Source organism: Rhodococcus sp. NPDC060176 (assembly GCF_042728675.1).
In the GTDB taxonomy this organism is placed as follows: domain Bacteria; phylum Actinomycetota; class Actinomycetes; order Mycobacteriales; family Mycobacteriaceae; genus Rhodococcus_F.
Genome location: NZ_JBHWYS010000005.1, coordinates 249,525 through 274,816, shown reverse-complemented (window position 1 = coordinate 274,816; position 25,292 = coordinate 249,525). Strand labels below are relative to the sequence as shown.

General features: G+C 64.6%; 26 protein-coding genes. 12 read left to right on the top strand and 14 right to left on the bottom strand.

Features of this window, described 5'->3' with window-relative positions; genetic code table 11:
- Positions 1–36 precede the first annotated feature (36 nt).
- The 3 genes from ACFWEM_RS23825 to menD all read right to left on the bottom strand — a co-directional run bounded on the left by ACFWEM_RS23825 (position 37) and on the right by menD (position 3,304).
- The gene (locus tag ACFWEM_RS23825) at positions 37–1,182 is read right to left on the bottom strand and encodes a glycosyltransferase family 4 protein (protein ID WP_378447175.1); all 1,146 of its coding nucleotides are present in this window, start codon (positions 1,180–1,182) and stop codon (positions 37–39) included.
- 68 nt (positions 1,183–1,250) lie between these two features.
- Complete coding sequence (locus ACFWEM_RS23820) at positions 1,251–1,694, bottom strand: DUF3592 domain-containing protein (protein WP_378537630.1); 444 nt, start codon at positions 1,692–1,694, stop codon at positions 1,251–1,253.
- A complete protein-coding gene (gene menD, locus ACFWEM_RS23815; RefSeq protein WP_378537627.1) occupies positions 1,691–3,304 on the bottom strand; it encodes a 2-succinyl-5-enolpyruvyl-6-hydroxy-3-cyclohexene-1-carboxylic-acid synthase in 1,614 nt (537 codons plus the stop codon). Before menD ends, ACFWEM_RS23820 begins: the two co-directional genes overlap by 4 nt.
- Before the next feature lie 68 nt (positions 3,305–3,372).
- On the opposite strand from menD, the gene ACFWEM_RS23810 reads away from it, so the two are divergent.
- Together ACFWEM_RS23810 and ACFWEM_RS23805 are read left to right on the top strand one after the other, a co-directional pair.
- Positions 3,373–3,975, top strand: a complete 603-nt coding sequence (locus ACFWEM_RS23810) for a flavin reductase family protein (RefSeq protein ID WP_378537625.1) — start codon at positions 3,373–3,375, stop codon at positions 3,973–3,975.
- A gap of 58 nt (positions 3,976–4,033) precedes the next feature.
- Positions 4,034–4,861, top strand: a complete 828-nt coding sequence (locus ACFWEM_RS23805; RefSeq protein WP_378537623.1) for a siderophore-interacting protein — start codon at positions 4,034–4,036, stop codon at positions 4,859–4,861.
- A gap of 66 nt (positions 4,862–4,927) precedes the next feature.
- On the opposite strand, the gene ACFWEM_RS23800 is transcribed toward ACFWEM_RS23805, so the two are convergent.
- The 3 genes from ACFWEM_RS23800 to ACFWEM_RS23790 are packed head-to-tail and all read right to left on the bottom strand — an operon-like array spanning position 4,928 to position 7,064.
- Positions 4,928–5,374, bottom strand: a complete 447-nt coding sequence (locus ACFWEM_RS23800; protein WP_378447170.1) for a DUF6918 family protein — start codon at positions 5,372–5,374, stop codon at positions 4,928–4,930.
- A 48-nt stretch (positions 5,375–5,422) separates the two neighbouring features.
- Positions 5,423–6,418: an o-succinylbenzoate synthase gene (locus ACFWEM_RS23795; protein ID WP_378537620.1), complete on the bottom strand. Its 996-nt coding sequence runs from the start codon at positions 6,416–6,418 to the stop codon at positions 5,423–5,425.
- Position 6,419: 1 nt separating this feature from the next.
- On the bottom strand, positions 6,420–7,064 hold the full coding sequence (locus tag ACFWEM_RS23790; RefSeq protein WP_378537618.1) for a PaaI family thioesterase: 645 nt from the start codon (positions 7,062–7,064) through the stop codon (positions 6,420–6,422).
- A gap of 83 nt (positions 7,065–7,147) precedes the next feature.
- On the opposite strand from ACFWEM_RS23790, the gene ACFWEM_RS23785 reads away from it, so the two are divergent.
- Both ACFWEM_RS23785 and ACFWEM_RS23780 read left to right on the top strand, forming a co-directional pair.
- Positions 7,148–8,041: a 1,4-dihydroxy-2-naphthoyl-CoA synthase gene (locus tag ACFWEM_RS23785; RefSeq protein WP_378537616.1), complete on the top strand. Its 894-nt coding sequence runs from the start codon at positions 7,148–7,150 to the stop codon at positions 8,039–8,041.
- Positions 8,042–8,070: 29 nt separating this feature from the next.
- Entirely contained in the window at positions 8,071–8,460 is a 390-nt protein-coding gene (locus tag ACFWEM_RS23780; RefSeq protein WP_378537614.1) for a VOC family protein, read from the top strand.
- Positions 8,461–8,540: 80 nt separating this feature from the next.
- On the opposite strand, the gene ACFWEM_RS23775 is transcribed toward ACFWEM_RS23780, so the two are convergent.
- From ACFWEM_RS23775 to ACFWEM_RS23755, 5 genes are read right to left on the bottom strand one after another with little or no spacing between them, the layout of a single operon-like run.
- On the bottom strand, positions 8,541–8,900 hold the full coding sequence (locus ACFWEM_RS23775; protein ID WP_003942018.1) for a hypothetical protein: 360 nt from the start codon (positions 8,898–8,900) through the stop codon (positions 8,541–8,543).
- A gap of 2 nt (positions 8,901–8,902) precedes the next feature.
- Positions 8,903–9,661, bottom strand: a complete 759-nt coding sequence (locus tag ACFWEM_RS23770; RefSeq protein ID WP_378537612.1) for an ABC transporter ATP-binding protein — start codon at positions 9,659–9,661, stop codon at positions 8,903–8,905.
- Entirely contained in the window at positions 9,658–10,401 is a 744-nt protein-coding gene (locus ACFWEM_RS23765) for an ABC transporter ATP-binding protein (RefSeq protein WP_050656716.1), read from the bottom strand. Before ACFWEM_RS23765 ends, ACFWEM_RS23770 begins: the two co-directional genes overlap by 4 nt.
- The gene (locus ACFWEM_RS23760; protein ID WP_378537610.1) at positions 10,394–12,652 is read right to left on the bottom strand and encodes an ABC transporter permease; all 2,259 of its coding nucleotides are present in this window, start codon (positions 12,650–12,652) and stop codon (positions 10,394–10,396) included. The genes ACFWEM_RS23765 and ACFWEM_RS23760 overlap by 8 nt, the downstream gene beginning before the upstream one ends.
- A 60-nt stretch (positions 12,653–12,712) precedes the next feature.
- On the bottom strand, positions 12,713–14,137 hold the full coding sequence (locus ACFWEM_RS23755) for an ABC transporter substrate-binding protein (protein ID WP_378537608.1): 1,425 nt from the start codon (positions 14,135–14,137) through the stop codon (positions 12,713–12,715).
- Positions 14,138–14,421: 284 nt separating this feature from the next.
- On the opposite strand from ACFWEM_RS23755, the gene ACFWEM_RS23750 reads away from it, so the two are divergent.
- From ACFWEM_RS23750 to menE, 5 genes are read left to right on the top strand one after another with little or no spacing between them, the layout of a single operon-like run.
- The gene (locus tag ACFWEM_RS23750) at positions 14,422–15,621 is read left to right on the top strand and encodes an anion permease (RefSeq protein ID WP_378537606.1); all 1,200 of its coding nucleotides are present in this window, start codon (positions 14,422–14,424) and stop codon (positions 15,619–15,621) included.
- A 15-nt stretch (positions 15,622–15,636) separates the two neighbouring features.
- Entirely contained in the window at positions 15,637–15,900 is a 264-nt protein-coding gene (locus tag ACFWEM_RS23745) for a hypothetical protein (RefSeq protein ID WP_003942079.1), read from the top strand.
- Between the two features lie 54 nt (positions 15,901–15,954).
- Positions 15,955–16,290, top strand: coding sequence for a DUF3349 domain-containing protein (locus tag ACFWEM_RS23740; protein ID WP_378447163.1), 336 nt, complete (start codon positions 15,955–15,957; stop codon positions 16,288–16,290).
- A gap of 4 nt (positions 16,291–16,294) precedes the next feature.
- A complete protein-coding gene (locus tag ACFWEM_RS23735; protein ID WP_003941976.1) occupies positions 16,295–16,597 on the top strand; it encodes a DUF3349 domain-containing protein in 303 nt (100 codons plus the stop codon).
- The gene (menE, locus tag ACFWEM_RS23730) at positions 16,594–17,733 is read left to right on the top strand and encodes an o-succinylbenzoate--CoA ligase (protein ID WP_378537603.1); all 1,140 of its coding nucleotides are present in this window, start codon (positions 16,594–16,596) and stop codon (positions 17,731–17,733) included. The genes ACFWEM_RS23735 and menE overlap by 4 nt, the downstream gene beginning before the upstream one ends.
- Before the next feature lie 54 nt (positions 17,734–17,787).
- On the opposite strand, the gene ACFWEM_RS23725 is transcribed toward menE, so the two are convergent.
- Entirely contained in the window at positions 17,788–18,681 is an 894-nt protein-coding gene (locus ACFWEM_RS23725; protein ID WP_378537601.1) for a hypothetical protein, read from the bottom strand.
- Between the two features lie 154 nt (positions 18,682–18,835).
- On the opposite strand from ACFWEM_RS23725, the gene ACFWEM_RS23720 reads away from it, so the two are divergent.
- Positions 18,836–19,843 (top strand): ATP-binding cassette domain-containing protein, encoded by a 1,008-nt coding sequence (locus ACFWEM_RS23720; protein WP_378447160.1) that lies wholly within the window; start codon positions 18,836–18,838, stop codon positions 19,841–19,843.
- The gene (locus ACFWEM_RS23715; protein WP_003941848.1) at positions 19,840–20,667 is read left to right on the top strand and encodes an ABC transporter permease; all 828 of its coding nucleotides are present in this window, start codon (positions 19,840–19,842) and stop codon (positions 20,665–20,667) included. The genes ACFWEM_RS23720 and ACFWEM_RS23715 overlap by 4 nt, the downstream gene beginning before the upstream one ends.
- A gap of 21 nt (positions 20,668–20,688) precedes the next feature.
- Here the strand turns inward: ACFWEM_RS23715 and ACFWEM_RS23710 are convergent, their stop codons facing one another.
- On the bottom strand, positions 20,689–23,937 hold the full coding sequence (locus tag ACFWEM_RS23710; RefSeq protein WP_378537598.1) for a BTAD domain-containing putative transcriptional regulator: 3,249 nt from the start codon (positions 23,935–23,937) through the stop codon (positions 20,689–20,691).
- Between the two features lie 49 nt (positions 23,938–23,986).
- Here ACFWEM_RS23710 and ACFWEM_RS23705 point away from each other — a divergent pair, with 49 nt between their 5' ends.
- Positions 23,987–24,856, top strand: coding sequence for a 1,4-dihydroxy-2-naphthoate polyprenyltransferase (locus tag ACFWEM_RS23705; protein ID WP_230812123.1), 870 nt, complete (start codon positions 23,987–23,989; stop codon positions 24,854–24,856).
- A gap of 12 nt (positions 24,857–24,868) precedes the next feature.
- Here the strand turns inward: ACFWEM_RS23705 and ACFWEM_RS23700 are convergent, their stop codons facing one another.
- Entirely contained in the window at positions 24,869–25,249 is a 381-nt protein-coding gene (locus tag ACFWEM_RS23700) for a phage holin family protein (RefSeq protein ID WP_003941998.1), read from the bottom strand.
- Positions 25,250–25,292 lie beyond the last annotated feature (43 nt).

Genomic DNA, 25,292 nt, shown 5'->3' with positions numbered 1-25,292 from the left:
CCCGAAACGCTACCAACCCTCGGGCAGCGAGGGCGTTCAGGCTGCTCTGGCACCCGTTCGCCGCCCGAGGCCCTGCACGTCCTCGTAGTGACGGAGCAACTCTTCGCAGATGGCCGGCCAGGTGCGGTGCAGCACCGAGCGCCTCGCTGCGGAGCCGAACTGCACTCGCAGATCACGCTGGCGAAGTGCGTCGACGGCGCTGGGCAGGAGTTCGGTGAACCTGTCCGTCGGCAGGAGGTAGCCGTTGCGGCAATGCGAGATCAGGTCACGGGGGCCACCGGCGTCCGGGCCGACGACGGGCACACCGCTCGCGAGCGCTTCCTGGACCGCCTGGCAGAAGGTCTCGTGCTCGCCGGGGTGAACGAACACGTCCAGGCTGGCGTAAGCGTCAGCAAGCGCGGTACCGCCGAGTTGTCCGGTGAAGATCGCGTCCGGCATCAGTCGCTGCAGATTCTGGCGGTCCGGGCCGTCTCCGACGACGACGATCTGCACACTGGGATCGCCGGCCAGCGCCGCCAACCGTTCGACGTGCTTTTCGGGCGCGAGGCGACCGACGAAGCCGACCACCAGCCGATCACTGTCGCCGATCCAGGACTGGCGCAACCCCGAGCTACGACGCGAAGGCGCGAATCGTTGTGCGTCGACGCCGCGAGCCCACCGGTGCACGCGCGGAATGCCGTGCTCTTCGAGGGCGTCGACCGCCGAGGTGGACGGCGCGAGGGTCCTGTTGCAGCTCTTGTGGATTCGACGGGTCCACGCCCATGCGGCGCGACTGGTGACGCCGAGACCGTAGCTTTCGGCGAATCCAGCGACATCGGTCTGATAAACCGCGACGGTGGGGATTCCGAGGCGTTTGGCGACGGCGACTCCCCCGGCACCGAGCAGGAACGGTGACGCCAGATGTACGACGTCGGGCGCGAAGGTCCGCACGGCCGTCGTCAGACGTGGTTGTGGCAGGCCGACGGGGAGTGAACTGACTTTGGGCACCATGACGGCGGGCACCCGAACCACCTGAACACCTTCGTGTTCGGTGGCGGCAGAGGTGTCGGATCCGACAGTGTCCGGCGCAATGACCATGGCGTCGTGGCCAGTGCGATCTAGGTGTTCGAGCACGCGTAGTACCGAGTTGGTGACGCCGTTCATGTTGGGCAGGAATGACTCCGCAACGATGGCTACTCTCACACCGAGAACGGTGACAGGGCCAGGAAAAGTCCACGTCATGTTCGTGTGAAGTTCGGGCGAAGCGCGAACTAACTCGAGGCGACCGGCGCCGAACCCGCTGCCTGTGCTTCCCGCTTGCGCAGGTACCAGATCGACGGTCCAGCCAGGAGCCACGTCACGACGATCACGGATCCGGCCGGGATCAGCGCCACCGTCGCGTTGCGTCCCGCCACCCGGACCAAATCGGGGTCGGCCTTGGAGTACTCGACCTCGATACGTTGTCCCACAGTCAGATTGGTGGGGTAGAGCACGCCGAGTTCGGGGTTGTGATTTGCGCCGTCCGGTGTCACGAAGCTGATCGCCGACCGAAGCGAGCCTGCCGAGAGCACCTCGGCAGTTGCGGTCCCCATGTTCGATTCGATGGTCCGATCGTTGCGCCAGGCTCCGAGGACGAGGATGACCGCGAGCACCGAAATGCCGACGGCAACCACCAGCACGCCGATGCGGAAGCGACGCAGAACTGTTTGCGTCACAGCTGTGCCCGCACGGAAGCGTGGAGTTCGCGCAGCCCACTGCGATCTGTCGCGACCTCGAGAACACGGATCCCGTTGGCTGGTTGTGCCAGCGTCGTGGCCAGGGCGTCGACGGTGACAGCTGCGTGTGGCACGCGGTACGCCGCACAGAGCGCGGCCAGGTCCATGCCGTGCGGAGTTCCGAAGACTCGCTCGAAGACTCCCGCGTACTGCGGGTCGCCTTGTTCGAGGAGCTCGAAGATGCCGCCGCCGTCGTCGTTGGCGACGACGATGGTGAGGTCGCTCGGCCTCGGCTCACCGGTCCCGATCAGCAGTCCGGACGCGTCGTGCAGGAATGTCAGGTCGCCCATGAGAGCGACGGTCCGGCCACCGTCGTACGCCAACGCGGCACCGACCGCCGCCGAGACGGTGCCGTCGATACCTGCGACACCGCGGTTGGACAGCACCCGCACTGCGGGCTTGGGGTAACTCACGAGGGCCGCGTCGCGAACGGGATTGGACGCGCCGAGCAGAAGCTGGTCACCGTCCACCAGCGCATCCATCACGGCCGCTGCGACGTGCAGGCCGGTCGCCTTCGGGTGGGCGTCGAGTTGCTTACGCACGGCAGTTTCGGCGTGTTCGGTCAGCGCGGCGCACCGAGCGATCCACGCGGGATCTGGCGTTCCGGTGACCACTGCCCTGGTACCGGTGGCGAGTACGTTGCCGGACACGTCGGGCCAGCGCGGCCCGGTTGTCAGCGCGTAGACGTCGACGCTCGGGTCGGCCAACACCTTCGAGACCTGGCGATGCAGCGTCGGGCGGCCGGTGATGATCGCCTGCTTGGGCTTGAGTTGAGAGAGAGCGAGTGGATGCAGCGCGATCCCGTGCATCGGAGCCGTCGGCTCGGCCACCGTCGGCAGGCCGGCCAGCTCGGGCCGAAGTGCACTGCCGTGTCCGGAGATGACCACCGTGTCCGCGGTGAGGTCCAGATCGACCGGAACGTCGAGCGTCGCGTTCTGCGTGGTGGTCCAGGCCGCACCGCCGGGACGGCCTTCCGGAACCGGTCCCTGGACGTGCACGTCCGGCACCAGCGGCTCACGCAGCGGGATGTCGAAATGCACGGGGCCCGCGTTTCCGGATCGGGTTCCGCGGGCAGCGGCGAGCACACGGCAGACTGCCGAGCGCCACTGGCTGTTCTGCGTCGAATCGTCTTCGGCCAGGCCCAGGCTGATGGTTGCGCGGACCTGACTGCCGAAGAGCCCGAGCTGTTCGACGGTCTGGTTGGCGCCGGTGCCGAGCATCTCGTACGGCCGGTTCGCGCTCAGGACGACGAGCGGCACTCGCGCGTAGTTGGCCTCGAGGACAGCGGGTCCGAGGTTGGCGACGGCGGTCCCGGAGGTCATCACGATGGGGACCGGTCGTTTCCCGGCGATTGCCAGTCCGAGTGCCAGAAAGCCTGCGGTCCGCTCGTCGATCCGCATGTGCAGACGCAACCGGCCGTCGAGGTCGGCAGCCTGTAGGGCAAATGCGAGGGGCGCGTTGCGAGAGCCTGGACACAGCACGACTTCACGCACGCCACCACGAACCAGTTCGTCGACGACGGCTGTGGCTTGTGCAGTGGACGGATTCACACCTTCAAGAGTGTCAGATGTTCGGGCGCAAGCATGCCCAGGGGCGGGGACAGCGGCATTATGTGTGGGTGCGCACACTCTTCGATCCAGCCGAGCTCGAACCCCGCCGGTTCTACCAGTTACTCACCGCTTCGGTGGTCCCCCGGCCGATTGCGTGGGTGTCCACGGTGTCGGCCGACGGCGTCGGCAATCTGGCTCCGTACAGCTTCTTCACCGTGGCAAGTTCGGCGCCGCCGATCGTGCAGTTCACGTCGGTCGGGCGCAAGGACAGTCTGCGCAACATCGAAGCGACCGGCGAATTCGTCGTCAATCTCGCGACGGCTCCTCTCGCGGACGTCGTGAACGCCAGTTCGGCCTTCTACGACGCCGATGCCGACGAATTTCTCGAGTTGAACATCCGCAGCGAACCGAGCGAGCGGGTTCGACCGGTCCGGGTCGCCGACTCCCCGATCGCCATCGAATGCACGCTCCACCAGGTCATCGAGGTCGGTAATTCGTTTGTCGTGATGGGAAATGTGGTGGCGGTCGCTGTGCGTCCCGAGGCTGTCGCCGACGACGGGTTACCGGACTTCGCGGCAATCGCACCGATGAGCCGACTTGGCCGAGCGCAGTGGGGTCTTCCTCCCGAAGTCGTCGAAAAGGACAGACCCACCACTCCACACCGGCCGTAAATCAGGTTAGGGTTACCTGATTAGGTATGAGTAACAGCTAATCAGGGAGCAACCAGTCATGGCCAAGCGCGCCAAGTTCGTGAAACCGGCCTCACGCAGCATCGTGTCGGCGCAGGTCGTGGCGAACAAACGAATCAGCCCGAGCTTCATCCGAGTGACCATTGCGGGCGAGGAACTGTCCACCATCGCACCGATGGGTGCAGATCAGTGGTTCCGCATGTTCATCCCGCAACTCGGTCAGAGTGAACTCCGGTTGCCGAGCGCGGCAAGCAATCTCTGGTACGCGCAGTATCTGTTGATGTCCAAGGACACGCGACCTGTCGTGCGCAACTACACGATTCGCGCCTATCGCGCGGCCGGATCAGGCCTCTTCGGCGAGACCACGGAGATCGACATCGACTTCGCTTACCACGGGGACATCGGCCCGGCATCCGCGTGGGCGGACACCGCGTCGGCCGGCGACAAGGTCGCCCTCCTGGACGAGGGGTGCATCTACAACCCCACACCCGAGGCCAAGTGGCAACTGCTCGTCGGCGACGAAAGTGCACTTCCCGCGATCATCGGCATTCTGGAATCCGCGCCCGCAGACCTGCGTGCCGAGGTCTTCGTCGAGATTCCGAACATCGAAGACAAGCAAGACATTCCGGAGCTGGCGAACGTCAACGTGCATTGGCTCGTTCGCGAGGACGAACACGCAACGCCGGGTGTTCTTACCCTCGAGACCGTCCTCGATGCCAAACTGCCCGAGGGGCCGTCGTACACGTTTGTCGCCGGCGAACAGGCACTTACCACCGGGCTGCGTCGGCACCTGGTGAACGACCGGAAGTTCGCCAAAACCGACATCACCTTCACCGGCTTCTGGCGCCACGGCCATTCGGCTCACTGACAAACGCATCGAAAACGACGAGCGGCCCGGGAGAAACTCCCGGGCCGCTCGTTGTTTTACGTTCGCTTAGGCAGCGTGCTTCTGGATCAGCTCGCCCAGACGGGGCAGAGCTGCAGTCACATGCTTCTTGGCCGAACCGCGCAGCTTCGAGTACATCGACTTGACGACGGCCTTGTCGCTGCCGTCGATACGCTCGTCCGTCACCTCGAGGAGGGAATCGGCAACCGCGTCACCGCGGGCGCTGATGAAATCGGCGAAGCTGCCTTCACCGGAAGCCGAGAAGTCCTGCCAGTACGGCTCGAGCTTTGCCACGAAAGCCGGCAGAAGCGCGGTGACGGCGTCCGGCACGATGGACGGGCTCACCTTCTTGACCGCGCCGTAGCCACCCTTGAGAGCCAGCCCTGAGGCCCCCGACTTATCCGAAACCTCTGCGTCGATCAAGGTCTGCACGTCCGCGACGACCGCGGGAACCCGTGATTCCTCGAGCAGGGTTTCGTTCAGAGCTGCAACCACTTTCGATCCCTTCATTCTTCACTGATGTTCATCAGGTCGGGCCCGAGACTATACGAAATTCGGCAGGTCCTTACCGCCGAGTATCCGATGGCAGCGCCGAGCACGATCCAGCCACCAGTCGCGCCGGTCCGCCGGCGCGGCCAGCGTCTCGAGTAGAACGGGGTCGGGCTCGACCGCGCCAACGGACAAAGCGCCGTCGACGGCTGCCCCGGTGACCGCGACATCCCGGACGAACAGGCCGCCGGTGCCGAGGCCGCAGGCAAACGGAAGCGAAGGCAAGGCTGCCGCGGCAGCCAGCCCCGCTGACATCCCCACAGCCGTGTCCAGCGCACTCGAGACCACTACCGGCACCCCGTAGTCCGCCAGCTGCGCCGACAGCGCCACCACAGCACGCATTCCGCCCAGCGGCGGCACCTTTACGACGGCTACGTCCGCTCCCCCGGCTCGTACGACGCGCAGCGGGTCCTCGGCACGGCGAATGCTCTCGTCAGCAGCGATCCGCACACCGGTCCCCGCGGCGCGAACCCTGACAAGTTCCTCGACGCTGGCACACGGCTGCTCGGCGTATTCGAGGTCACCGTCCTCGGTGATCGCACGCAAAGCCGTGATCGCCTCGTCCACATTCCACCCGCCGTTGGCGTCGACGCGCACGTTCGGGATGTGCCGACGCACCTCGTTCACCCGAGCGACGTCCTGCGCCAGCGACTGCCCCTTCTCGGCGACCTTGATCTTGGCGGTCCGGGCCCCGGGGAAGCGCTCCAACAATTCCGGAACGGCAGACGCGTCGATCGCCGGCACGGTCGCGTTGACGGGAACCGCGTGACGAAGTGCCGGCGGCGGACCCAGCCACGCCGCTTCGATACCTGCGAGCAGCCACTGCGACGCCTCTTCGTCGTCGTACTCGACGAACGGGGCGAATTCTCCCCACCCGGCTGGGCCACGAACGAGCAGCGCCTCACGAGTCGTGATGCCGCGAAAGCGAACTCGCATCGGCAGCGCGAGCACCACGGCGTCCGAGATCAGATCGTCGAACGAGGGGAACATGTCAGGGCTGTCCCGGAAGCAGTTCGATCATGAGCGCCTCACCGTCGGCGAGGAGCTTGCCGTCGAGGTCGGTCAGGCGCGCACTGACGAAAGTCTTGCGACCCTCGACCCGATCCACCTTCCCCTCGATCACCAGTTGTTGGTTGAGCGGAGTGATGGCGCGGTAGTTGATGTGGAGGTAGCCGGTGCGGGAGATCGGACGGCCACCCGCGTGGACCGTCATCCCGAAGACGTCGTCGAACAGCAGCGGCAGTACGCCGCCGTGAGCGGCGCCGTTGCCGCCCAGGTGGTAGCGGCGGAAGACGCCGGTACTGCGGACCCCTTCGGTGTCGAACTTCTCCACCATCCACGGGAGCATGAGGAGGCTGCCGCGACCGGGCAGTTGAATGTTGGAACCCGCGGGCGACTTGCCTTCCGGGACCTCGTACGGCGTCAACCGATCGGCAAGCTCCTCAGCCTGTGTAGCGATGTCTGCGAGTACGTCGTCAGGCACGTTGGTCGAGACCGCAAGGTCCTGCAACCTGCGCATTGCCTCGACGAAGCGGCCGAAGTCCGGACCTGCGGGAGTGTGCCGGAACCGCGGAAATCCGCCCCGGTTCTCACCGTCTGTGACGATCTCCGTGCCGTCTGCGGTTTGTTCGCTCATGACCTGCACGTTAGCGCGCCCGGGAACGTGTTCTACCTCAGGTATCCGTTAGACGCGCGAGGCGTGCCTCTATCGTGGCTCAGGTGACCTTCAACCCGCAGCTCTGGCGCCCTGTCCCCGGATTCGAGAACCTCACCGACATCACCTACCACCGGCACGTCAGCCAAGGCACCGTTCGCGTTGCCTTCGACCGACCGGAAGTACGTAATGCGTTCCGCCCGCACACCGTCGACGAGTTGTACCGGGCCCTCGATCACGCCCGCATGACCTCCGACGTGGGAGCGGTGCTGCTTACCGGCAACGGACCGAGCGAGAAGGACGGCGGCTGGGCGTTCTGCTCGGGCGGCGACCAGCGCATCCGTGGCCGCAACGGCTACCAGTATGCCGAAGGTGAAACAGCGGACACCGTCGACAAGGCACGCGCGGGACGCCTGCACATCCTCGAGGTTCAGCGCCTGATCCGCTTCATGCCGAAGGTAGTCATCTGCCTGGTCAACGGCTGGGCTGCGGGCGGCGGCCACAGCCTGCACGTGGTGTGCGACCTGACGCTCGCGAGCCGCGAGCATGCTCGCTTCAAGCAGACCGACGCCGACGTCGGAAGCTTCGACGGCGGCTATGGCAGCGCCTACCTGGCAAAGATGGTGGGCCAGAAGTTCGCCCGCGAGATCTTCTTCCTGGGTGAGACGTACACCGCCGAGGAAATGCATCAGATGGGCGCCGTCAACAAGGTTGTCGACCACGCGGAACTCGAGAACGTCGCGATCGACTGGGCCGGCAAGATCAACGGTAAGTCGCCGCAGGCGCAGCGGATGCTCAAGTACGCGTTCAACCTGCAGGACGACGGGTTGGTCGGTCAGCAGTTGTTCGCCGGTGAGGCAACACGTTTGGCGTACATGACCGACGAGGCCGTCGAGGGTCGCGACTCGTTCCTCGAGAAGCGCGATCCCGATTGGTCACCATATCCCTGGTACTTCTGAGACAGTAGGTGTGAGACGGGAGGCCGGACGTGGAGATTCTGAGTAGCCGTACGATATTGCGCCCGAGCGAGTACGAACGGACGCTGAGCTTCTACCGAGACACCCTCGGTCTGGCGATCGCTCGTGAATATCCAGGCGGCACAGTCTTCTTCGCCGGCCAAGGGCTGATCGAAGTCGCCGCACACGGCGGCACCGGCGAGGGTGGGTTTCGCGGCGCGATCTGGCTGCAGGTCCGTGACCTCACTGCCGCTCAGACCGAACTGGTTCTCGCCGGGGTCAAGATCGCGCGCGAGGCAAGACAGGAACCGTGGGGTCTACACGAGATGTGGATTGCCGACCCGGACGGGACACCGATCGTGATGGTGCAGATCCCGGAGAACCATCCCATCCGACGCGATTCCCGGCCACCGTCCGCGTAGTCGAGACACAGCTGTAGCCGAGCAGTGACAGATGCCCGCCACGACTTTCGTGGCGGGCATCTTTCGGTTCTTCCCAGGGATCAGTTGCGCGTGCTCAACGCCTGCGAGATCTGATCGGTCTGGGCCTGACCTTCGAGCAGTTGGCGAACCAACCACAGCCGCAGCACCTTTGCCACCGATGCGGCCAGGAAGAGCGCAGCGCCGACCACCGTCAGGGCGAGGAAAACCACGGTGAGGATCTGGTACGACACCAGATCACGCAGGTCCGAGAGCGTCAGCGAGGAGATGTAGACGACGAAGGCGCCGACCACTCCAACGACCATGAGCACCAGGCCGGCGATGCGAGTCGCCGCGTCGCCGCCTGCCTGCTTCTTGTCCAGCTTCAACTCTGCGATGTTCTTCTTGAATTCCTCACGGCGATCTTCGGCGAGAGTAGTCATCGTCATCCTCCTAGATAACTGGTAGAAAGTTCGTTTTCGATGTCGTGTGGATCGCCGGTCTTGACGACGCGTCCCTGCAACATCAGTGCGGCCGAGGTCGCGATGGGCAGCACCGCTCGTGCGAACTGCTCGGCGACGAGAATGGAAATCCCTTCGGCTGCAAGCGAGCCGACGACGTCGTACATCTGCGAGACGATTCGAGGTGCGAGTCCCATCGACAGCTCGTCGAGCAGGAGCACCGTCGGGTGAGTGCCGAGTGCCCGTGACAGCGCCAGCATCTGCTGCTCACCACCGGACATCGATCCGGCCAACTGTCCGCGCCGCTCCCCCAGGATCGGGAACCTGCCGTACGCAACCTCTTCGAGTTCGGCCAGCCCGACGCCCGTTCCGGTGGCGATCCACAGGTTTTCCCGCACAGTGAGGTTGGCGAAGATCCCGCGTCCCTCGGGGATGGAGCAGACACCCAGCCGCGCCAACTCCGAAGGCTCGACGCCGTTCACGACCTGGCCCGCGAGCCGGAACTCGCCGCGGGTGACGGGCAGGACGCCCGAACATATCTTGAGCGTCGACGTCTTGCCGCCGCCATTGGGTCCGAGCAACGCCACCACGGCGCCCGGTTCGAGGACCAGATCCACGCCGTGCAGAACCTCGATGGACCCGTAACCGGCGCGGACACCGGACAGTTCGAGTAACGGTTCGGCGCGGTCGGGGCTGCGTATACCCTCGCCAATTTTCGCCTCGCCAATTTTCGCTGAAGTCATACCGCCTCCTCCTCGGTCCCGATGTAGGCCGCGATCACTTCCGGATCCGTCCGGATCTTCTCCGGATCACCCGAGGCGAGGACAGCGCCGTAGTCGAGCACGTGAATGGTCGAGCACACCTTCATCACCAGCGGAATGTCGTGCTCCACCAGACAGATTCCGAGTCCACCCGCAGCCAGTTCGGTGAGCATCTCCGCAAAGACCTCGGTTTCCTGCTCGGTCTGACCCGAGGCCGGTTCGTCGAGCAGAAGGACTCGCGGGTCGGTCATGAGGGCTCGTGCAACTTCGACGACGCGAGCACGTCCGGTGGGAATGTCCGCGACGTCCTTGTCAGCGACATCCGTGAGCCCGGTCAGCTCCAGCAGGCGATCGGTCTCACCGTCCACGTCGATCTTGTTGCGGCCGTTGGCCTTGTGGATGTCTCCCGCGACGCGCAGGTTGTCACGCACCGACAGCGAGACGAACAGTTCGAGCCGCTGAAAGGTACGTGCCAGCCCCCGACCCGCACGCTTGTGCGGCGGCAGCTTCGTCACGTCGACGCCACCGAGGAACACCTGACCGGACGTGGGTTTCTGCAGCCCGGTGATGGTATTGAAGAGCGTCGTCTTACCGGCGCCGTTCGGTCCGATGAGTCCCGTCACCGTGCCGGGTTGCACGGTGAGCGAAACGTCCTTAACCGCGACGTGTCCACCGAAACGAACGCTCACACCGCGTGTTTCGAGAAGTGGTGCATCAGACATGAGCGGTCAACTCCTTCGGCGAGCCGCCCTGGTACTGAGGAATCCCCAGTTCGCGGTCGATCTCGTCACGGATCTCGGGGCTGTACGGAACGACGATCCCGACGTCCTCGGGAACGATTGTCGACTTGGCAGCCAGTTCTTCCGGGGTGAGAACCGCACTGGGCATGACCATCTCACCGATCACCGGCAACATGAACACCACGGCAATCGTGATGGACGCGAACCACCAGTTGCCGAGCACGCCGGTCAGGGCAAGGACGTACGTCAGCAGAACAACTGCGGCGCCGCCGATCAGAACCGGCCTGGCGTCGGCAAGCCTTCGGTAGCCCTCGATCACGCTGTGGACCGTTCCGCTGGGGTTCGCGCCGACGCCGATGCCGATCAGTGCCGGGCTGACGGCCGCGATGTTGCCGAAGAGCAGCCACATTCCCTCCAACTCCGGTTGCGCCGAAGCCAGATTGGTGAACGAAACCATGATGACCGCAAACCCGATTCCGGCCATCAGTCCACCGAACAGGGCACCGGTGACGTATCCGATACCCGCGACGACGGTCAACATGAGCAGCGAGAGGCTGACCATGATGGCAAAGCTCTCGCCCGAGACGGAGCCCATGGCGCTCGACATCAGAATGCCGCCGAGACCGGCGATCCCCGAAGAGATCATGAAAACGCTCAGCTTGAGCCGAACCAGGCTCTGCCCGAGCATCGCCGAACCGGCCGGGCTGTCCTTCATCGCAGCGAGTCGGCGCCCGTAGCCGCTGTTACGCAACGCGATGACGCCGACGCCGAGTACCGAGAACAGCGCGGTCACGGTCATCAGGAACACCGTCTCGTTGCTCAGATCGAGCGGGCCGATCTTCAGCGGCGGGAGGGCGATGTTGCCGTCCTTGAACAGCGAGTACTTCATGCCGAACATCTCGTGTTCGGTGGTGTCACGAAGAACCATGTTGGAGAGGAACACTCCGAAGGCCATGGTCGCAAGCGCCAGATACAGCCCTCGCAGCCGCAGCGCCGGCAGGGCAACCAGGCCGCCGATGACTGCGGTGACCAGGACTCCGACGACGATGCCCCACAGGTTGAGGTGCGCGGCCAATCCGGAACCGGAGATCCCGAAGTGGAAGGCCACGATGGTGGCGATAGCGCCGAAAGACACCGGCGCCAAGTTCAATTCACCCGCATAGCCGGTGAGGAGGGTGAGCGAGAGTGCGATGATCGCAAACGTCATTCCGATGGTCAGTGTGGTGACCGCGGACGTCACCATCAGCAGACGGATCAGGTAGACGATGACGATCAGGGCCACGCCCCAGACGACGGCCTTGCGCACGCTCGGCACGTGGTAGCGCTCGCGAGTACGAGTGACCGCACCGCGCAAGCGGTCCTGAGGTAGGACGATGAGTACGACGAACAGCGCGATCATCGGCAGGGAGACACGGAAATTCGACGTCCAACTCCAACTCGTCGGGAAGTACGCCAATACGTACGTACCGGCAAGCCCGAGAACCACGGCGCCGACAAAGGTGCGCGGGATGCTGCGCAACCGGCCGAACATGGCCGCGGCAAACGCGTCGATCACCAAGAGCGTCAACATGTTCGCTTCGAGCGTGCCGCCGCTGATCGGGGTGATCAGGATGCCGGCGAGGACGGCGAGCGTCGAACCCATCGCCCACGAGAGTGCCGCGAGGCGCTCCGGATTGTGCCCGTTGAGGCGCAGTAGTTCCGGATCGTCGACGACGCCGCGCATCGCGACGCCGGCGCGGGTGCGCGTGAACAGGATCCGCAGGCCGACGGCGATGGCGATCGCAACGAGGATGCAGATCAACTCGTGGTAGCGAATGCTCGCGCCGAACACCGTGATCTTGGACTGGTCGCCGAAGAACATCTGCATCGTCCGAGCAGTTTCGGGGTGCCAGAACCAGTGCGAGATCGAGAGCATTCCGAGCAGGATCGAGACCGTCACAACGATTTTGGTGACCTCGGCGGTATCGCGCAGACCCTTCATGATCAGGACGTAGAGGCCGAGGCCCATCAGTGGCCCGACCAGGACGAGTGAAATCAGCAAAGCGACGACGGTGGGAAGTTCCCAGCCGTAGCGCAACTGCCAGTAGATGAACGCACCGAGCATTGCCTGTGCACCGTGCGCGAAGTTGAAGATGCCTGACGTGTTGTACGTGAGCACCAGCCCGGAGGCGGCGATCGCGTACACCGACCCCAGGACCAGGCCCAGGATCGTGAAAGTGACAAAAGTGTTCATGGCTGAACCCTCGTTAGGGACTCGGGCGGTGGTTGGCGCTCACCACCCGAGTCAGGAGAATCAGGACTGCGGCTTGATGACGTTCGCGTTCTGGTACTTCGTCGACACGCGGTCGGTGCCGAGTTCGGTTCCCCAGGTGCTCTTGTCGGTCGCGACGAGGTACTTGGGGTCACACTTGAATTCGCCCGCGGTCGACGGGAACGCCTGCGAGTAGGTATTGCCCTTCAGCGAGGTCGTGAGTCCGCAAGTAGCCGGCATGTTCTTGCCGGGATCGGTGGCGGCGTGCAGTCCGCCGCCGTCCCACTCGTGAATGTTCGAGAGTTCGTCGACCATGCACTGACGCGTCAGATCGCTGCCGCACTCGTCCGCGGCGGCGGCCCACAGTAAGAAGGACGATGCCGCCTGCATACCGAGGAGCGCGGTCTTGCCACCCTGCTCGGCGACCAGATCGACGTACTTCTTCACTGCGGGCACCTTGTCCGCGTTCTCGAGCATCTGGAAGGTCATGCCCGCGTTGAGGTTGTCGAGCAGGCCGGTGTCCTTGTTCCAATCGGAGACGGTCGCGCCGTACCAAGTGGCTTCACCGAAGAAGATGGGATCGATCCCGACCTGGTCGAGGGCCTTGACGAAGTTCAGTTCCGAAGGGCTCGCCGATCGTGACGTCCAGATCCCCTTCGCGCCGCACTCCTTGAACTTCTCGGCAAAGGGCACGTAGCTCGATTCACCCTCGTAGTTGAGGGTGACGCCACAATCCTTGAGCTTGAAGCCCGCAGCCTCGGCAATCGAACGAATCTTCGTGGTGGAGCTGATGATCGTGGGCATCGTGCTGTTGACGACGTCGAAGTCGTTGACCAGGTCAGGGTGCATCTCGGCCATCTGGAACCACTGCGAGCCGTTCGCGTAATCGACCGGGAACGGGACACCCTGGAACGTCATCGGTCCGTTGGCTGCGTCGGGCGAGACGGTGAAGCCTGGCACGGACACCAGGTTGCACGCGACACGCGTCTGCTCGGCGGTCTGATCCATCGCGAAGCCGTAGCCGACCATCATGAACTGGCTTGCGCACGCTTCCTGCATGACCGAGTTGGCCTGTGTCATCGCGGCGTCGCAGTCGGTTCCGACGACCTTGCGGCCGTTGATGCCGCCCTGATCGTTGCACCACGAGATGAGCGCGTTCACCGCGTCGCTCATTTCCTTGTTCAGCCCCGGAGACTTCACGTACCCGCGGTCGTCACCGAACCCGATCTTGATCTCGGTGTCGCTGACGCCCTGATCGGTTGCCCCGGTGGCATCGCCTTCGCCGCACGGCGAATCGAGGGTGCCGAATTTGGCATCGGAGGTGCTCGACGCGACGTCGGCGCTGACGCCTGATCCGCCGACAGCGACGGCGTAGGGATCGTCACCACGATTCGATGCGCAGGCTGATGCCAGAACGGCGGTCGCGGCGAGTGCCACGATCAGCTTCGTGGACTTGTTGGGCTTCACGGTCGGAGCTCTCCTTCTCACTGACAGACACCGAGATACAGGGGTGAAACCCCTGTTCCGGTGCGCTCGGTGCCCGTAGGTAATCAGCGTTTAAAACGGCCCGAATGTGCCTTCCCGGTGAGTGAGACCAAAAAGTGAGGTCCCACACAGGGTTCGAAATTCGTGGCGCTGAACACATCACGAACGGCAGCGCCGCAGCCCACGCGCGGCGACGTACTCCACGGAGCCGCTGTTCGCATCCCGTTCGCTGTACTTTTACGCGTTCGATACGCACAATTCACGTTGTGACCGCAGAGCTTTTAATCCTCCTGGTGGTAGTTGTCACCGCCCTCGCGTTCGATTTCACGAATGGTTTTCACGACACGGGTAACGCAATGGCCACCTCCATCGCGACCGGTGCACTCAAGCCCAAAGTTGCGGTCACACTTTCCGCGATCCTGAACCTGGTCGGCGCGTTCCTCTCCGTCGAGGTCGCCGCGACCGTGGCCAAAGGAGTCGTCAACCTCGGCGCGGTCAGTGGGCAGGATCTGCTGCTGATCGTGTTCGCCGGTCTTGTCGGCGGAATCATCTGGAATCTGGCCACCTGGCTGCTCGGATTGCCGTCGAGCTCCTCGCACGCACTGTTCGGCGGATTGATCGGCGCCGCAATCGCCTCCATCGGAATGGGCGGCGTCGAGTGGGGCGGGGTCCTGACCAAGGTCGTCGTCCCCGCAATCCTCGCGCCGGTCGTCGCGGCTCTGGTCGCCGGCGTCGGCACCAAGCTCGTGTACCGAATCACCGCATCCGTTAAGGAAGACGAGCGTGAGCGCGGTTTCCGCTACGGCCAGATCGGCACCGCCTCACTGATCTCACTTGCGCACGGCACCAATGACGCCCAGAAGACGATGGGCGTCATCTTTTTGGCCCTGGTCGCTCACGGCACCATCACCGCCGAAACCGAGATGCCGTTCTGGGTGAAGTTCACCTGTGCCGTCGCGATCGCTCTCGGCACCTACCTCGGCGGTTGGCGCATCATCCGCACCCTGGGCAAGGGCCTTGTCGAGATCGCCGCGCCGCAGGGTCTGGCAGCCGAAGCATCGTCGGCCGCCATCATCCTCACGTCGAGCCATCTCGGACTCCCCCTCTCGACCACCCACGTCGCCACCGGATCCATCCTCGGCACCGGCATCGGCCGCAAGGGCGCGGAGGTCCGCTGGGGCGTCGCAGGCCGAATGGCCGCCGCCTGGCTGATCACGCTGCCGTCGGCCGCCGTCGTCGGCGCTATCTGCTGGGCACTCGCGCATCTGGTCGGTGGACTGGCCGGGGTGCTCGTCGTCTTCGCCGCTCTCATCGCGTTCGCGATCTTCATGTACCTGCGCTCGCGTAAGGAACCCGTAGACGCGGCCAACGTGACCGCCGAATGGGACGAGAATCCGGATGTGACGGCTCGAGAGATTCCGGTCGCCGATCCCACTCCGTCCACCGAACCCACTCGCAACTCCTGAAAGGGGCGCAAGAGAATGCATCTACTCACCGATACCCTCGATTCGCTCTGGCAGGTAGTGGCAGTCGGACTGCTCTTCGGAGCCGGACTGCCGGCGATCTTCGCCTTCGGCCTCAAGTCGCTGAGCCTGCCGAACGCTGACGGCACCGAAGGACCGTCCACCCTGGGTAAAATGGGTGCGTACCTCTGTTTTGCGGTCGTGCTCGTCACGATCTTCGCCGGAATACTGTTGTTGATGAAGAACTTCTTGGCCAGCACGTTCGGAATCCACGTCTTCTGAGTGGTCGTCGCGGCACACCACTGAAACCACCGAAACGAAATTGAGGCCGAGGATTTGAGCAAGTATTCATTGCGCAGCGTGCTCGACTGGCTGCGTGCCGGGTACCCCGAGGGCATCCCGGACAAGGATCATTTTGCACTGCTCGCCGTTCTCCGTCGTCGTCTGACCGACGAGGAGATCGAGCAGGTCGTTTCGATGTCCATCGAGTCCGCACACGAGGTACCGGACCGGCACGTCGACTACGACACCATCCGCGCCATCATCGAGGGAATCCTCAACGAGGAGCCTTCCGAGGACGACGTCGATCGTGTCAGCGAGAGACTGCGTGCAGGTGGGTGGCCGGTCATCGAAGACGCGGAATCCGACAACGAAGTTCGAGACGTGAGCTGACGTCATGGCCCTTCCGCCCTTCCTCACGTCGATAGTCGGCTGGTTGCGGGCCGGCTATCCCAATGGCGTCCCTGAGCAGGACTACATCCCCCTCTTCGCACTTCTCACTCGCAGACTCTCCGAAACCGAGGTCGACGCCGTCGCCGACGCGTTGATCGAGGACGGCGATCTGCCCATCGAGAAGACCGACATCCAGGTCCTCATCACGAAGATCACCAACGAGATGCCACTCGAAACCGACGTCGACCGCGTGCGAAGCCATCTGGCTGCCGGTGGTTGGCCGCTGGCCGGGCCGGACGTCCGGTGAGCGTTCTTCGCACACTGGCCGTTCCGCAGGGTGAGGCCGTTTTCGAGGTGCTGCCGCGCATCGCGCAGATCCTCGAAGGCAAGCACGACGCCGTGCTCCCCGTCCCGGCGGCCGACGCACGCGAGACTGCCCGCCTGAGCGATGCACTGCACCCCGATCAGCCCATCGACGACGGTGTTTCGCTGGTAGTCGCAACCTCGGGAACCACCGGCACTCCGAAGGGTGCGATGCTCACGGCGAGCGCACTGCGGGCCAGCGGCGACGCGACGCATGAACGCCTCGGCGGGCCGGGATCCTGGTTGCTGGTTCTCCCTCCGCACCACATCGCCGGGATGCAGGTTCTGTTGCGCAGTGTCCTCGCCGGAACACAACCGGTGATCGTCGACGTCAGCGCGGGTTTCGACCCGGCGGCCTTGCCGGGCGCTGTCGCCGCGATGAGCGGACCGCGCCGCTACACCTCGTTGGTGCCGACGCAGTTGGTCAAGGCGCTCGGTGATCGCACCGCTGTCGAGGCGTTGGCTTCGCTCGACGCTGTCCTGCTCGGCGGCGCTGCTACTCCCGCGCCGGTGCTCGCGCAGGCCACCGAAGCTGGCATCACCGTCGTCCGGACCTACGGAATGAGTGAGACGTCCGGCGGCTGTGTGTACGACGGAATCCCGTTGTCCGGGGCAAAGATTCGCATCGACGACGGCCGGGTTCTGCTGGGTGGGCCGATGCTCGCGTCCGGGTACCGCGGGCTTCCCGACCACCCAGCCTTCGCCGAGCCCGGGTGGTTCCGGACCGACGACGCCGGATCGGTGGTCGACGGGGTCCTGCGCATCAGCGGCCGACTGGACGAGGCAATCTCCACCGGCGGGCTGACCGTCGTACCGCAGGTGGTCGAGGCCGCGTTGGCAGATCACCCCGCCGTTCGCGAGTGCGCGGTGATCGGCATCGAGGACAAGCGTCTCGGGCAGCGGGTGGTGGCCGTCGTCGTACCAGAGGGCGAAGCTCCGACGCTCGAGGAACTGCGCACACATGCTCAGCGGACACTCGACGTCACCGCAGCCCCGCGCGAACTGTTCGTCGTGGACGCGCTCCCCCTGCGTGGACCGGGCAAGCTCGACCGCGCCGCCCTGGTGGCTCGGTTCAGCTAGCAGCCGCAGCACTATTGTTCAGCCGCAGGCCTGACCAGCCCCGCGGCTGCACAATCAGCGCGCGGCTGCGCGGAGGCAAGCCCGCTCGAACCTTTCCCGGACGCGTTCGAAGTCGCGAAGATCCGCCCACACCCAGCGGAACACCTCGAACCCCGCGTCCCGGATCGCGTCCTCACGCAGTTTCTCGCGCTCTACCGCCCTACCCGGATTGTCGCCGCGGTACTTGACCATCCCGTCGAACTCGCCCACCGCACCGTGCTCTTTCCAGAAGAAGTCGACTCGTCCGATGAACCGGCCACCATGACGGATCTCGTGCTGCAGGGTCGGCTTCGGCCAACCGTCGGCGCGCATGCGTACGCGGCTGATGGACTCCCCTGGGCTCTCGGCACCCGGTTCGATGAACTCCGCCGCCACTCGCGCACGACTCATGCCCAGCCTTCCGCGCGCATGATCGAGCGAAGCGTCGACGTCCTCACGCCTCATTCCGCGTCGCAGGGCGCAATCGCCGATCACCACGGCGTTCTCGAACGACGTCGTCCGTGCGAGGTCTACGAATGTTCGCGCAAGTGACGTGGTTGCGACGCCGTCGATCAGCACGACCTCCTCGGGCGGGACCACTGCTGGATGAAGATGCAAGGTCTGACTCTTCCGCCCACCCGAGCACCGGTTACGCGTCATGTGCACGGTGCCCAATCGCAATCCGCCGCAATCCAATCCGTGCATGACCGCTGCCGAAGCGTGGCTCACGATCGCACCTGGACCACAGGTTTCAGCGGCCGCGAGGACAGCGCACCGGTGGCGTGCTCTCTCATCGAGTTCGCGAAAGTGATCGGCTCGCATGTAGATCCCCGCTGCGATTCGGTACAGCTCACCGCGCCTGACCGCTCGCTGCAACTGCGCGTCGCTGGTGCCGTCCCGGTGCGCCTGCGCCCGCGTGAGAATTCCCATGCAGCGAGCGTGACGCCATCGCGCCCGCACACCGACAAACAAGATCCGTCTGGGGATTGTCTGCCGGTTGTGGAGCACCGACCTCGCGCGCTGTGCAAGTAACCGCAAGTTCCACGCAAGGTCCATGCAAGATCGATCTGCCAAGCTTCACCCCATGAACCACACAGCTTCGCCTCTTGCCATCGAGGCCGACGGACTCGTCAAGAAGTTCGGCGAGCACCGCGCGGTCGACGGCGTCAGCCTCACCGTCCCCACCGGCTCGGTCTTCGGCGTCCTCGGGCCGAACGGCGCCGGCAAGACCACCACCGTCCGCATGCTCGCCACCCTCCTTCGTCCCGACGGCGGTGAGGCGCGCATCTTCGGCCACGACGTCAGCCGTGAACCCACCGCAGTCCGCTCCCTGATCGGCGTCACCGGGCAGTATGCCTCCGTCGACGAGGACCTGACCGCGACCGAGAACCTCGTGATCTTCTCGCGACTGCTCGGCCTGAGCCGCCGCGATGCGCGGACCAAGTCCCTCGAACTCCTCGAAGAGTTCGACCTGGCCGAGGCAGCAAGCAAGCCGCTCAAGAACTTCTCCGGCGGTATGCGTCGACGCCTCGACCTGGCAGCAAGCCTGATCGCCCGCCCGCCGCTGCTGTTCCTCGACGAGCCCACCACGGGCCTCGATCCGCGCACCCGCGCCCAGATGTGGGTGACCATCCGGCGATTGGTCGCCGAGGGTTCGACAGTGATGCTCACCACGCAGTACCTGGACGAGGCCGATCAGTTGGCGGATCGGATCGCGGTGATCGACCGCGGCCGCGTGATCGCCAACGGCACCGCCGACGAACTCAAAGCTTCGGTCGGGATCTCCTCGCTCCAACTCAAGCTGGTCGATCGAGATCGCACCGAGGAAGCTCGCTCGCTCATCGCGTCGGCGCTCGGCGTCGAGGTAGGTGTCACGCCCGAGGTCGGACGGATCACCGCCCCGTTGAGCGACCCGTCGATCACCGCCGACCTGCTGATCCGCCTGCGCGAGCAAGGTATCGCCGTCGACGAGATCAACGTACAGAAACCCAGCCTGGACGAAGTGTTCCTGACCATCACCGGGCACCAGCCCGAAGACGGTGGACGCAACGACGCCCAGTCCGACAACGACTCCGATCGGAGCGTCGCATGACAACCACCCTCACCAAACCCCGGTCACCGATAGCCCAGCCGGATGCCGCACCCCGCCGCATCAGCCTGCAGCAGAGCTTCGCGAACACGTTCACGATGGCGTACCGCGGAATTCTCAAGATCAAGCACAACCCCGAGCAACTGTTCGACGTCGTCATCCAGCCGATCATCTTCACGTTGATGTTCACCTATATCTTCGGCGGCGCGATCGCCGGTGACGTGACGGCATATCTGCCGACGATCATCCCCGGCATCCTCGTTCAGACCGTCATCACCGGTTCCATCGTCACGGGCACCCAGCTTCGTGAGGACATGGACAAGGGTGTGTTCGACCGATTCAAATCCCTTCCCATCGCTCGTATCGCCCCGCTGTCCGGAGCATTGCTCGCCGACGTCGTGCGCTACGGCATCGCCACGACCATCACGTTCATCGTCGGTTTCGCGATGGGTTACCGCCCCGCGGGCGGCGTGGTCGGCATTCTGTCCGCCGCGATCCTGGTCATGGTGTGCGCGTTCTCGATCAGCTGGATCTTCGCTCTCATGGGCGTGCTGATGAACAAAGCGTCCACGGTGCAGGGCGTTTCGATGCTCGTGCTGTTCCCGCTGACGTTCCTGTCGAATGCGTTCGTCGATCCTGCCACCATGCCAAGTTGGCTTCAGAAGTTCGTGAACGTCAATCCGGTCTCACACCTGGTAACCGCGGTTCGCGAGCTGGCCAACGACGGTCACTTCGGTATCCACGTCGTGTGGTCGTTGGTCGGCGCCGCGGTGATCGTTGCCGTCATGGCACCTCTGACCGTCCGGATGTACATGCGCAAGACGTAAGTCCCGCACCACTGTCCAGCTCTAATCGAGCACCGGTCCGCGAAGCACAGCCAACGCTGCTTCGCGGACCGCTCTGCGTGAGTAGCCCGACACCTTTTCGGTTTCCACGGACCACCTGTCGGCTCCGACCACACCAACGGCGAAGTCGGACAGGCGCGCATGGTGGAGCGAGACGAAGTCTTGTCTCCCGGGCATTTTCAACGACAGAGCCATCAGTTCGACCCCGCGGTCGATGTTGCCCGTGACAAGATCGAACGACCCGATCGCCGACGCCAAGGAACCCGCGAGCGGCAGGTCCGCATAACCGTTCGGATCGAACTTGAGAGCACTCGAATCCTTCATCTGCAGAACCCGACCGGCTACGAGTTCGTGTCGTCCGTGAACGACGTGAGCACACACTGCCGCGGCACCGAGTAGAACGACGAAGGGATCACCGAAGATGTTCTCGATTGCAGGACCCAACAACTCCAGGGCTTCTCGATAGCGGGCCAGGCCGTCCTCGATACGGCCGTCCGCGAGATCCGCCTCGGCAATGCTCGCCATGAGTGCCGCTCGCCGTTGATCGGTTTCGATCGCACCGGTCCCGGTCGAGTGCGCCAAGGCCGGGCGCGCCCGATCGAGAAGTGTTCGCCCGCCGGCGGTGTCACCGGATGCGATCATCGCTCCGGCTTGAAAGCAGATGAGCTGCATCGCCTCGTCACGCGCGCCGAGACGTTCCATCGACGCCGCCGCAATCGCGTAGAACGCAATGGCGTCGCCGTAGCGGGCGGACTGGCTGTGAACCGACCCGACATGTTGGGCTGCCATCGCCAGTCCCCACTCGTCACCGACACTGGTCGCGTAGTCGAACAGAGCCTGCCCGTCGAGCAATGCGCCGCGCAGATCGCCGATGTTCTCCCGCATGTTCGAACGCGCGGACAGCGCAGCCATTCGGGTCTCGGGGTCGGGGCTGCGAACGCCCTCCGCAACCAACCGCGCAAGTTTGTGGTTGGCGATCCCACTCGTGGAAAGTCTGATCAGAAACGCAAACAACGGACCGAGATCATCGCGCTCTCGCAACAACTTTCGAAGACGAACCCGCGCGCGGGCATGGTTTCGATCGGCCTCCCCGAAATAGAGATGCATCGCTACCAGAATGAACGTGGCGCCCACCAGTTCCGCATTCACGTCGCGCAGATCGTTGTCCGCGGTAGCCCCGACGATCTTCGACGCCCAGTTCGAGATTTCCGAGTTCGATCCTCGCACTGCCCACAGAATCGCAAGGACGGGAAAGACGTTGGCCACGGTGATCGCGTCGCCGCGCTCGACTGCCCAGCGAAGAACTGCGAGAAGATTGTCGTGCTCGGCGTCCAGGTCGGCAATCAGACGCAGCTGATCGGTGCGCGCACGCACGACGGCGTCCTCGGCGATCGCGATCGCCCAGTCATCGAGGCGCCGAATCACTTCCGGCCCCTCTCCGGACGCGGCGAGTTGCTCCTCGCCGTATTCACGGACCGTCTCGAGCATGTAGTAGCGAAGCTCACCCTCCCCGTCGCTGACGGAAAGAAGAGACTGATTCACCAGCGCTTCGACGGCACCGGCCACATCGGTCAACTCGCCCCACCCGGCAACGGCCTGCGCCGAGAAAAGCGTGAAGCCTGCCGGGAATCGGCACAACCGACGCAGCGCAATCTGATCGCCGCCGCCCAGCAGATTCCAACTCCAGTCGATCACCGCGTGCAGAGTGCGATGCCGATCCGGAGACGTCGGATCATCGGAGCGCAACAACGCGAACCGATCTCGCAGTCTCGAACCGATTTCGTCGACGCTCATCGTCCGGACCCGAGCGGCCGCGAGTTCGATCGCCAACGGGAGTCCGTCGAGCGTCGTACACAGCTTGACGACGGCGTCGACGTCCAGATGAACCGACGGCCGCACCGCGCGGGCTCTCGCTGAGAAGAGTTCGACTGCCGAGCCGGTTCCGTCGTCGATCGCCAACGGCGGCAACGGGTACACAGCCTCGGCGCTGATCATGAGCGGCGATCGACTGGTGGTCAGTACCGTCAACTGACGACCGGCCGCGATCATCTCGGCCACGATCTCCGAACACGCGCCGATCACGTGCTCGCAGTTGTCGAGGATGAGCAACATCGGACCGGCCGACAGCGCCTCTTTGAGTCGTTCTCGCGCCGAATGCGTCCGGCCGACGGTCAATTTGCCTGGAGCCAGGTCGGATTCACTGATTCCGAGGGTGCCGCCGATGGCCGCGATCACATCTTCGCTGCTACGCAACGACGCCAACTCCACCAGTACCACCGACACGCCCGGGTGGTTCACGGATGCACGCAGACCCAATTCGTGTGCAAGGCGGGTCTTTCCGGCACCACCGGGTCCGAGAATCGTGACGACGCGAGAGCGGGCGAGCAAGGATTCGATCTTGTCGATGTCGTTGTCGCGACCGAGCAGGGCGTTGGGGGCAGCCCGCAGGCCGATCGCACGCGCAGCCCGCGGTATTGCCGCAGGTGCCCCCAGAAGTTTCGCGTTCAGAGTCACCAGTGCGGGTGACGGATCAGCGCCCAGACGGTTGGCGAGATGGTTTCGGAACTCCGCGAACACCTCGAGTGCCTCGTTGACCCGGCCGGCTCCGGCGAGCGCACGCATCAGCGCTTCGGCTGCTGTGTCGTCGAATGGATTCGCCAGGTGCCGTCCGCGCACCAGTGGAATGGCTGCCGCGTACTCCCCCAGCGTGAGGAACGCGTCGATCTGCGCCGTCTCCAGTTCGTCGTACACGCGGCCCGCGTCGAGCGCCAGACGATCTGCGACGTCGCCGACGACGTCGCTCCCGGGTGTGCCGCGCCACAGGCGCAGCGCCTCGGTCGCGGCCGCAAGTGACTCGGACGCGTCCGCGTCGCCGGCGTGCAGACGACGAGCCGCGTCCGCTGCCCGGGCCAGGTCGACGCGCGCTCTGGCGAGAGTGAGCCGGTATCCGGCCGCCGTGACCTCGAGGGCCCCGTCCGGGAGTGCAGATCGCAAGCGCGAGACCTGAGTGTGGAGGGCGTTCATCGGTGAGCGCGGCGGCTCCAGCCCCCAGACGTCGTCGATCAGGCTCTGCGCGGTGCGTGGCTCACCGGGATTGCGAGCCAGCGCAACCAGCAGAGTTCGAGCTCGCGGACCCGGCAGCGGAACCAGGCGATCGCCCACTTTGGTCGAAACGGGTCCGAGCAAGGCAATGTCTGCCAGGTCTTCGCCCGACTGCGCGTACCTGGCGCGCTCACTCACGTCTCGAGTCATGTGCTGATCCACCGCGTTCGATCGTATTGCACAGTGCAAAGATCCTTGTATGGCAACAGCTGCTCAATGGATCGAAGGCGCGAGGCCGCGCACACTCCCGAACGCGATTGCGCCCGTGCTGGTCGGCACCGGAGCCGCGGCGTCCCTGGACCTCGCAGTGTGGTGGAAGGCGCTCCTGGCACTGGTCGTCTCCTTGGCCTTGATCGTCGGGGTGAATTTCGCGAACGACTATTCCGACGGAATCCGCGGAACGGACGACGACCGCGTCGGGCCACTGCGCTTGGTCGGATCGAAGTTGGTCAGTCCCGGAGCCGTGAAGGCCGCAGCGATCAGCTGCTTCGCCGTTGCCGCGGTGGCCGGGTTCGTTCTGGCGGCGACCACAGCGTGGTGGCTGGTCGCGGTCGGCGTGTTCTGCATCATCGGTGCCTGGTTCTACACCGGCGGCAAGAAGCCGTACGGATACAGCGGGTTCGGCGAGATCGCCGTGTTCATCTTCTTCGGGCTGATCGCAGTACTGGGAACTCAGTTCGTGCAGGCCGAGCGGGTCGATCTGGCCGGGCTGGCCGGAGCGATCGCCATCGGCTCGTTCTCGAGCGCAGTGCTCGTTGCCAACAATCTTCGCGACATCCCGACCGACACCGAGTCCGGAAAGATCACTCTCGCAGTACGGCTCGGGGACGCGAAGACCCGCACGCTGCACGTGATCCTGCTGGCCGTTCCGTTCGTCGCGACCCTGCTGCTGATCCTGCGCACTCCGTGGGCATTGCTCGGATTGCTCGCGTTGCCACTGGCAATCCGAGCCAACGCCCCGCTGCGTTCAGGCGGGCAGGGAATGGCCCTGATCCCCGCGCTGCGCGACACCGGACTTGCCATGCTCGTCTGGGGTGCCGCGACCGCAGTTGCGCTCAGTCTCGCCTGAACGTCGACGCACTCAACGGTTGTCGGGCACGAACGCGCTGAGCAGGAAGTTCACGATCGAGATGATCAGCGCGCCCCAGACTGCCGTCCAGAAGCCGTCGACCGTCAAGCCGTAGGACGTTCCGGACGAGATCCACGCCGTCAGCATCAGCATCAGGGCGTTGATCACGAGAGTGAACAGTCCGAGCGTCAGGATGAGCAGCGGTAGCGAGAGAAGCTGTACTACCGGCTTGATGAAGGCGTTGACCACCGTGAAGATCAGGGCGATCACCGCGATCACGAGAACCGTGCCCCAGGTGCCGTTGTCGTGGTTGGCGATCGTGATGCCGGTGACCCACGCCGACGCCAGCCAGATGGCTATGCCGTTGATGATGAGACGTGCCAGAAATGTCATGTCTGAATGCTGGCACATCCCTCCCGTGCATGCGGAACCGTGC

What these genes read in the sequence shown, in the direction of transcription:
- ACFWEM_RS23715 (WP_003941848.1), top strand. Translation starts at nt 19,840, where the DNA reads ATGACAACCACCCTCACCAAACCCCGGTCACCGATAGCCCAGCCGGAT.
- ACFWEM_RS23795 (WP_378537620.1), bottom strand. Translation starts at nt 6,418, where the DNA reads ATGTTCCCCTCGTTCGACGATCTGATCTCGGACGCCGTGGTGCTCGCG.
- ACFWEM_RS23700 (WP_003941998.1), bottom strand. Translation starts at nt 25,249, where the DNA reads ATGACATTTCTGGCACGTCTCATCATCAACGGCATAGCCATCTGGCTG.
- ACFWEM_RS23790 (WP_378537618.1), bottom strand. Translation starts at nt 7,064, where the DNA reads ATGAGCGAACAAACCGCAGACGGCACGGAGATCGTCACAGACGGTGAG.
- ACFWEM_RS23710 (WP_378537598.1), bottom strand. Translation starts at nt 23,937, where the DNA reads ATGACTCGAGACGTGAGTGAGCGCGCCAGGTACGCGCAGTCGGGCGAA.
- ACFWEM_RS23805 (WP_378537623.1), top strand. Translation starts at nt 4,034, where the DNA reads ATGGCCAAGCGCGCCAAGTTCGTGAAACCGGCCTCACGCAGCATCGTG.
- ACFWEM_RS23725 (WP_378537601.1), bottom strand. Translation starts at nt 18,681, where the DNA reads ATGGGAATTCTCACGCGGGCGCAGGCGCACCGGGACGGCACCAGCGAC.
- ACFWEM_RS23775 (WP_003942018.1), bottom strand. Translation starts at nt 8,900, where the DNA reads ATGACTACTCTCGCCGAAGATCGCCGTGAGGAATTCAAGAAGAACATC.
- ACFWEM_RS23770 (WP_378537612.1), bottom strand. Translation starts at nt 9,661, where the DNA reads ATGACTTCAGCGAAAATTGGCGAGGCGAAAATTGGCGAGGGTATACGC.
- ACFWEM_RS23720 (WP_378447160.1), top strand. Translation starts at nt 18,836, where the DNA reads ATGAACCACACAGCTTCGCCTCTTGCCATCGAGGCCGACGGACTCGTC.
- ACFWEM_RS23735 (WP_003941976.1), top strand. Translation starts at nt 16,295, where the DNA reads ATGGCCCTTCCGCCCTTCCTCACGTCGATAGTCGGCTGGTTGCGGGCC.
- ACFWEM_RS23745 (WP_003942079.1), top strand. Translation starts at nt 15,637, where the DNA reads ATGCATCTACTCACCGATACCCTCGATTCGCTCTGGCAGGTAGTGGCA.
- ACFWEM_RS23760 (WP_378537610.1), bottom strand. Translation starts at nt 12,652, where the DNA reads ATGAACACTTTTGTCACTTTCACGATCCTGGGCCTGGTCCTGGGGTCG.
- ACFWEM_RS23765 (WP_050656716.1), bottom strand. Translation starts at nt 10,401, where the DNA reads ATGTCTGATGCACCACTTCTCGAAACACGCGGTGTGAGCGTTCGTTTC.
- ACFWEM_RS23705 (WP_230812123.1), top strand. Translation starts at nt 23,987, where the DNA reads ATGGCAACAGCTGCTCAATGGATCGAAGGCGCGAGGCCGCGCACACTC.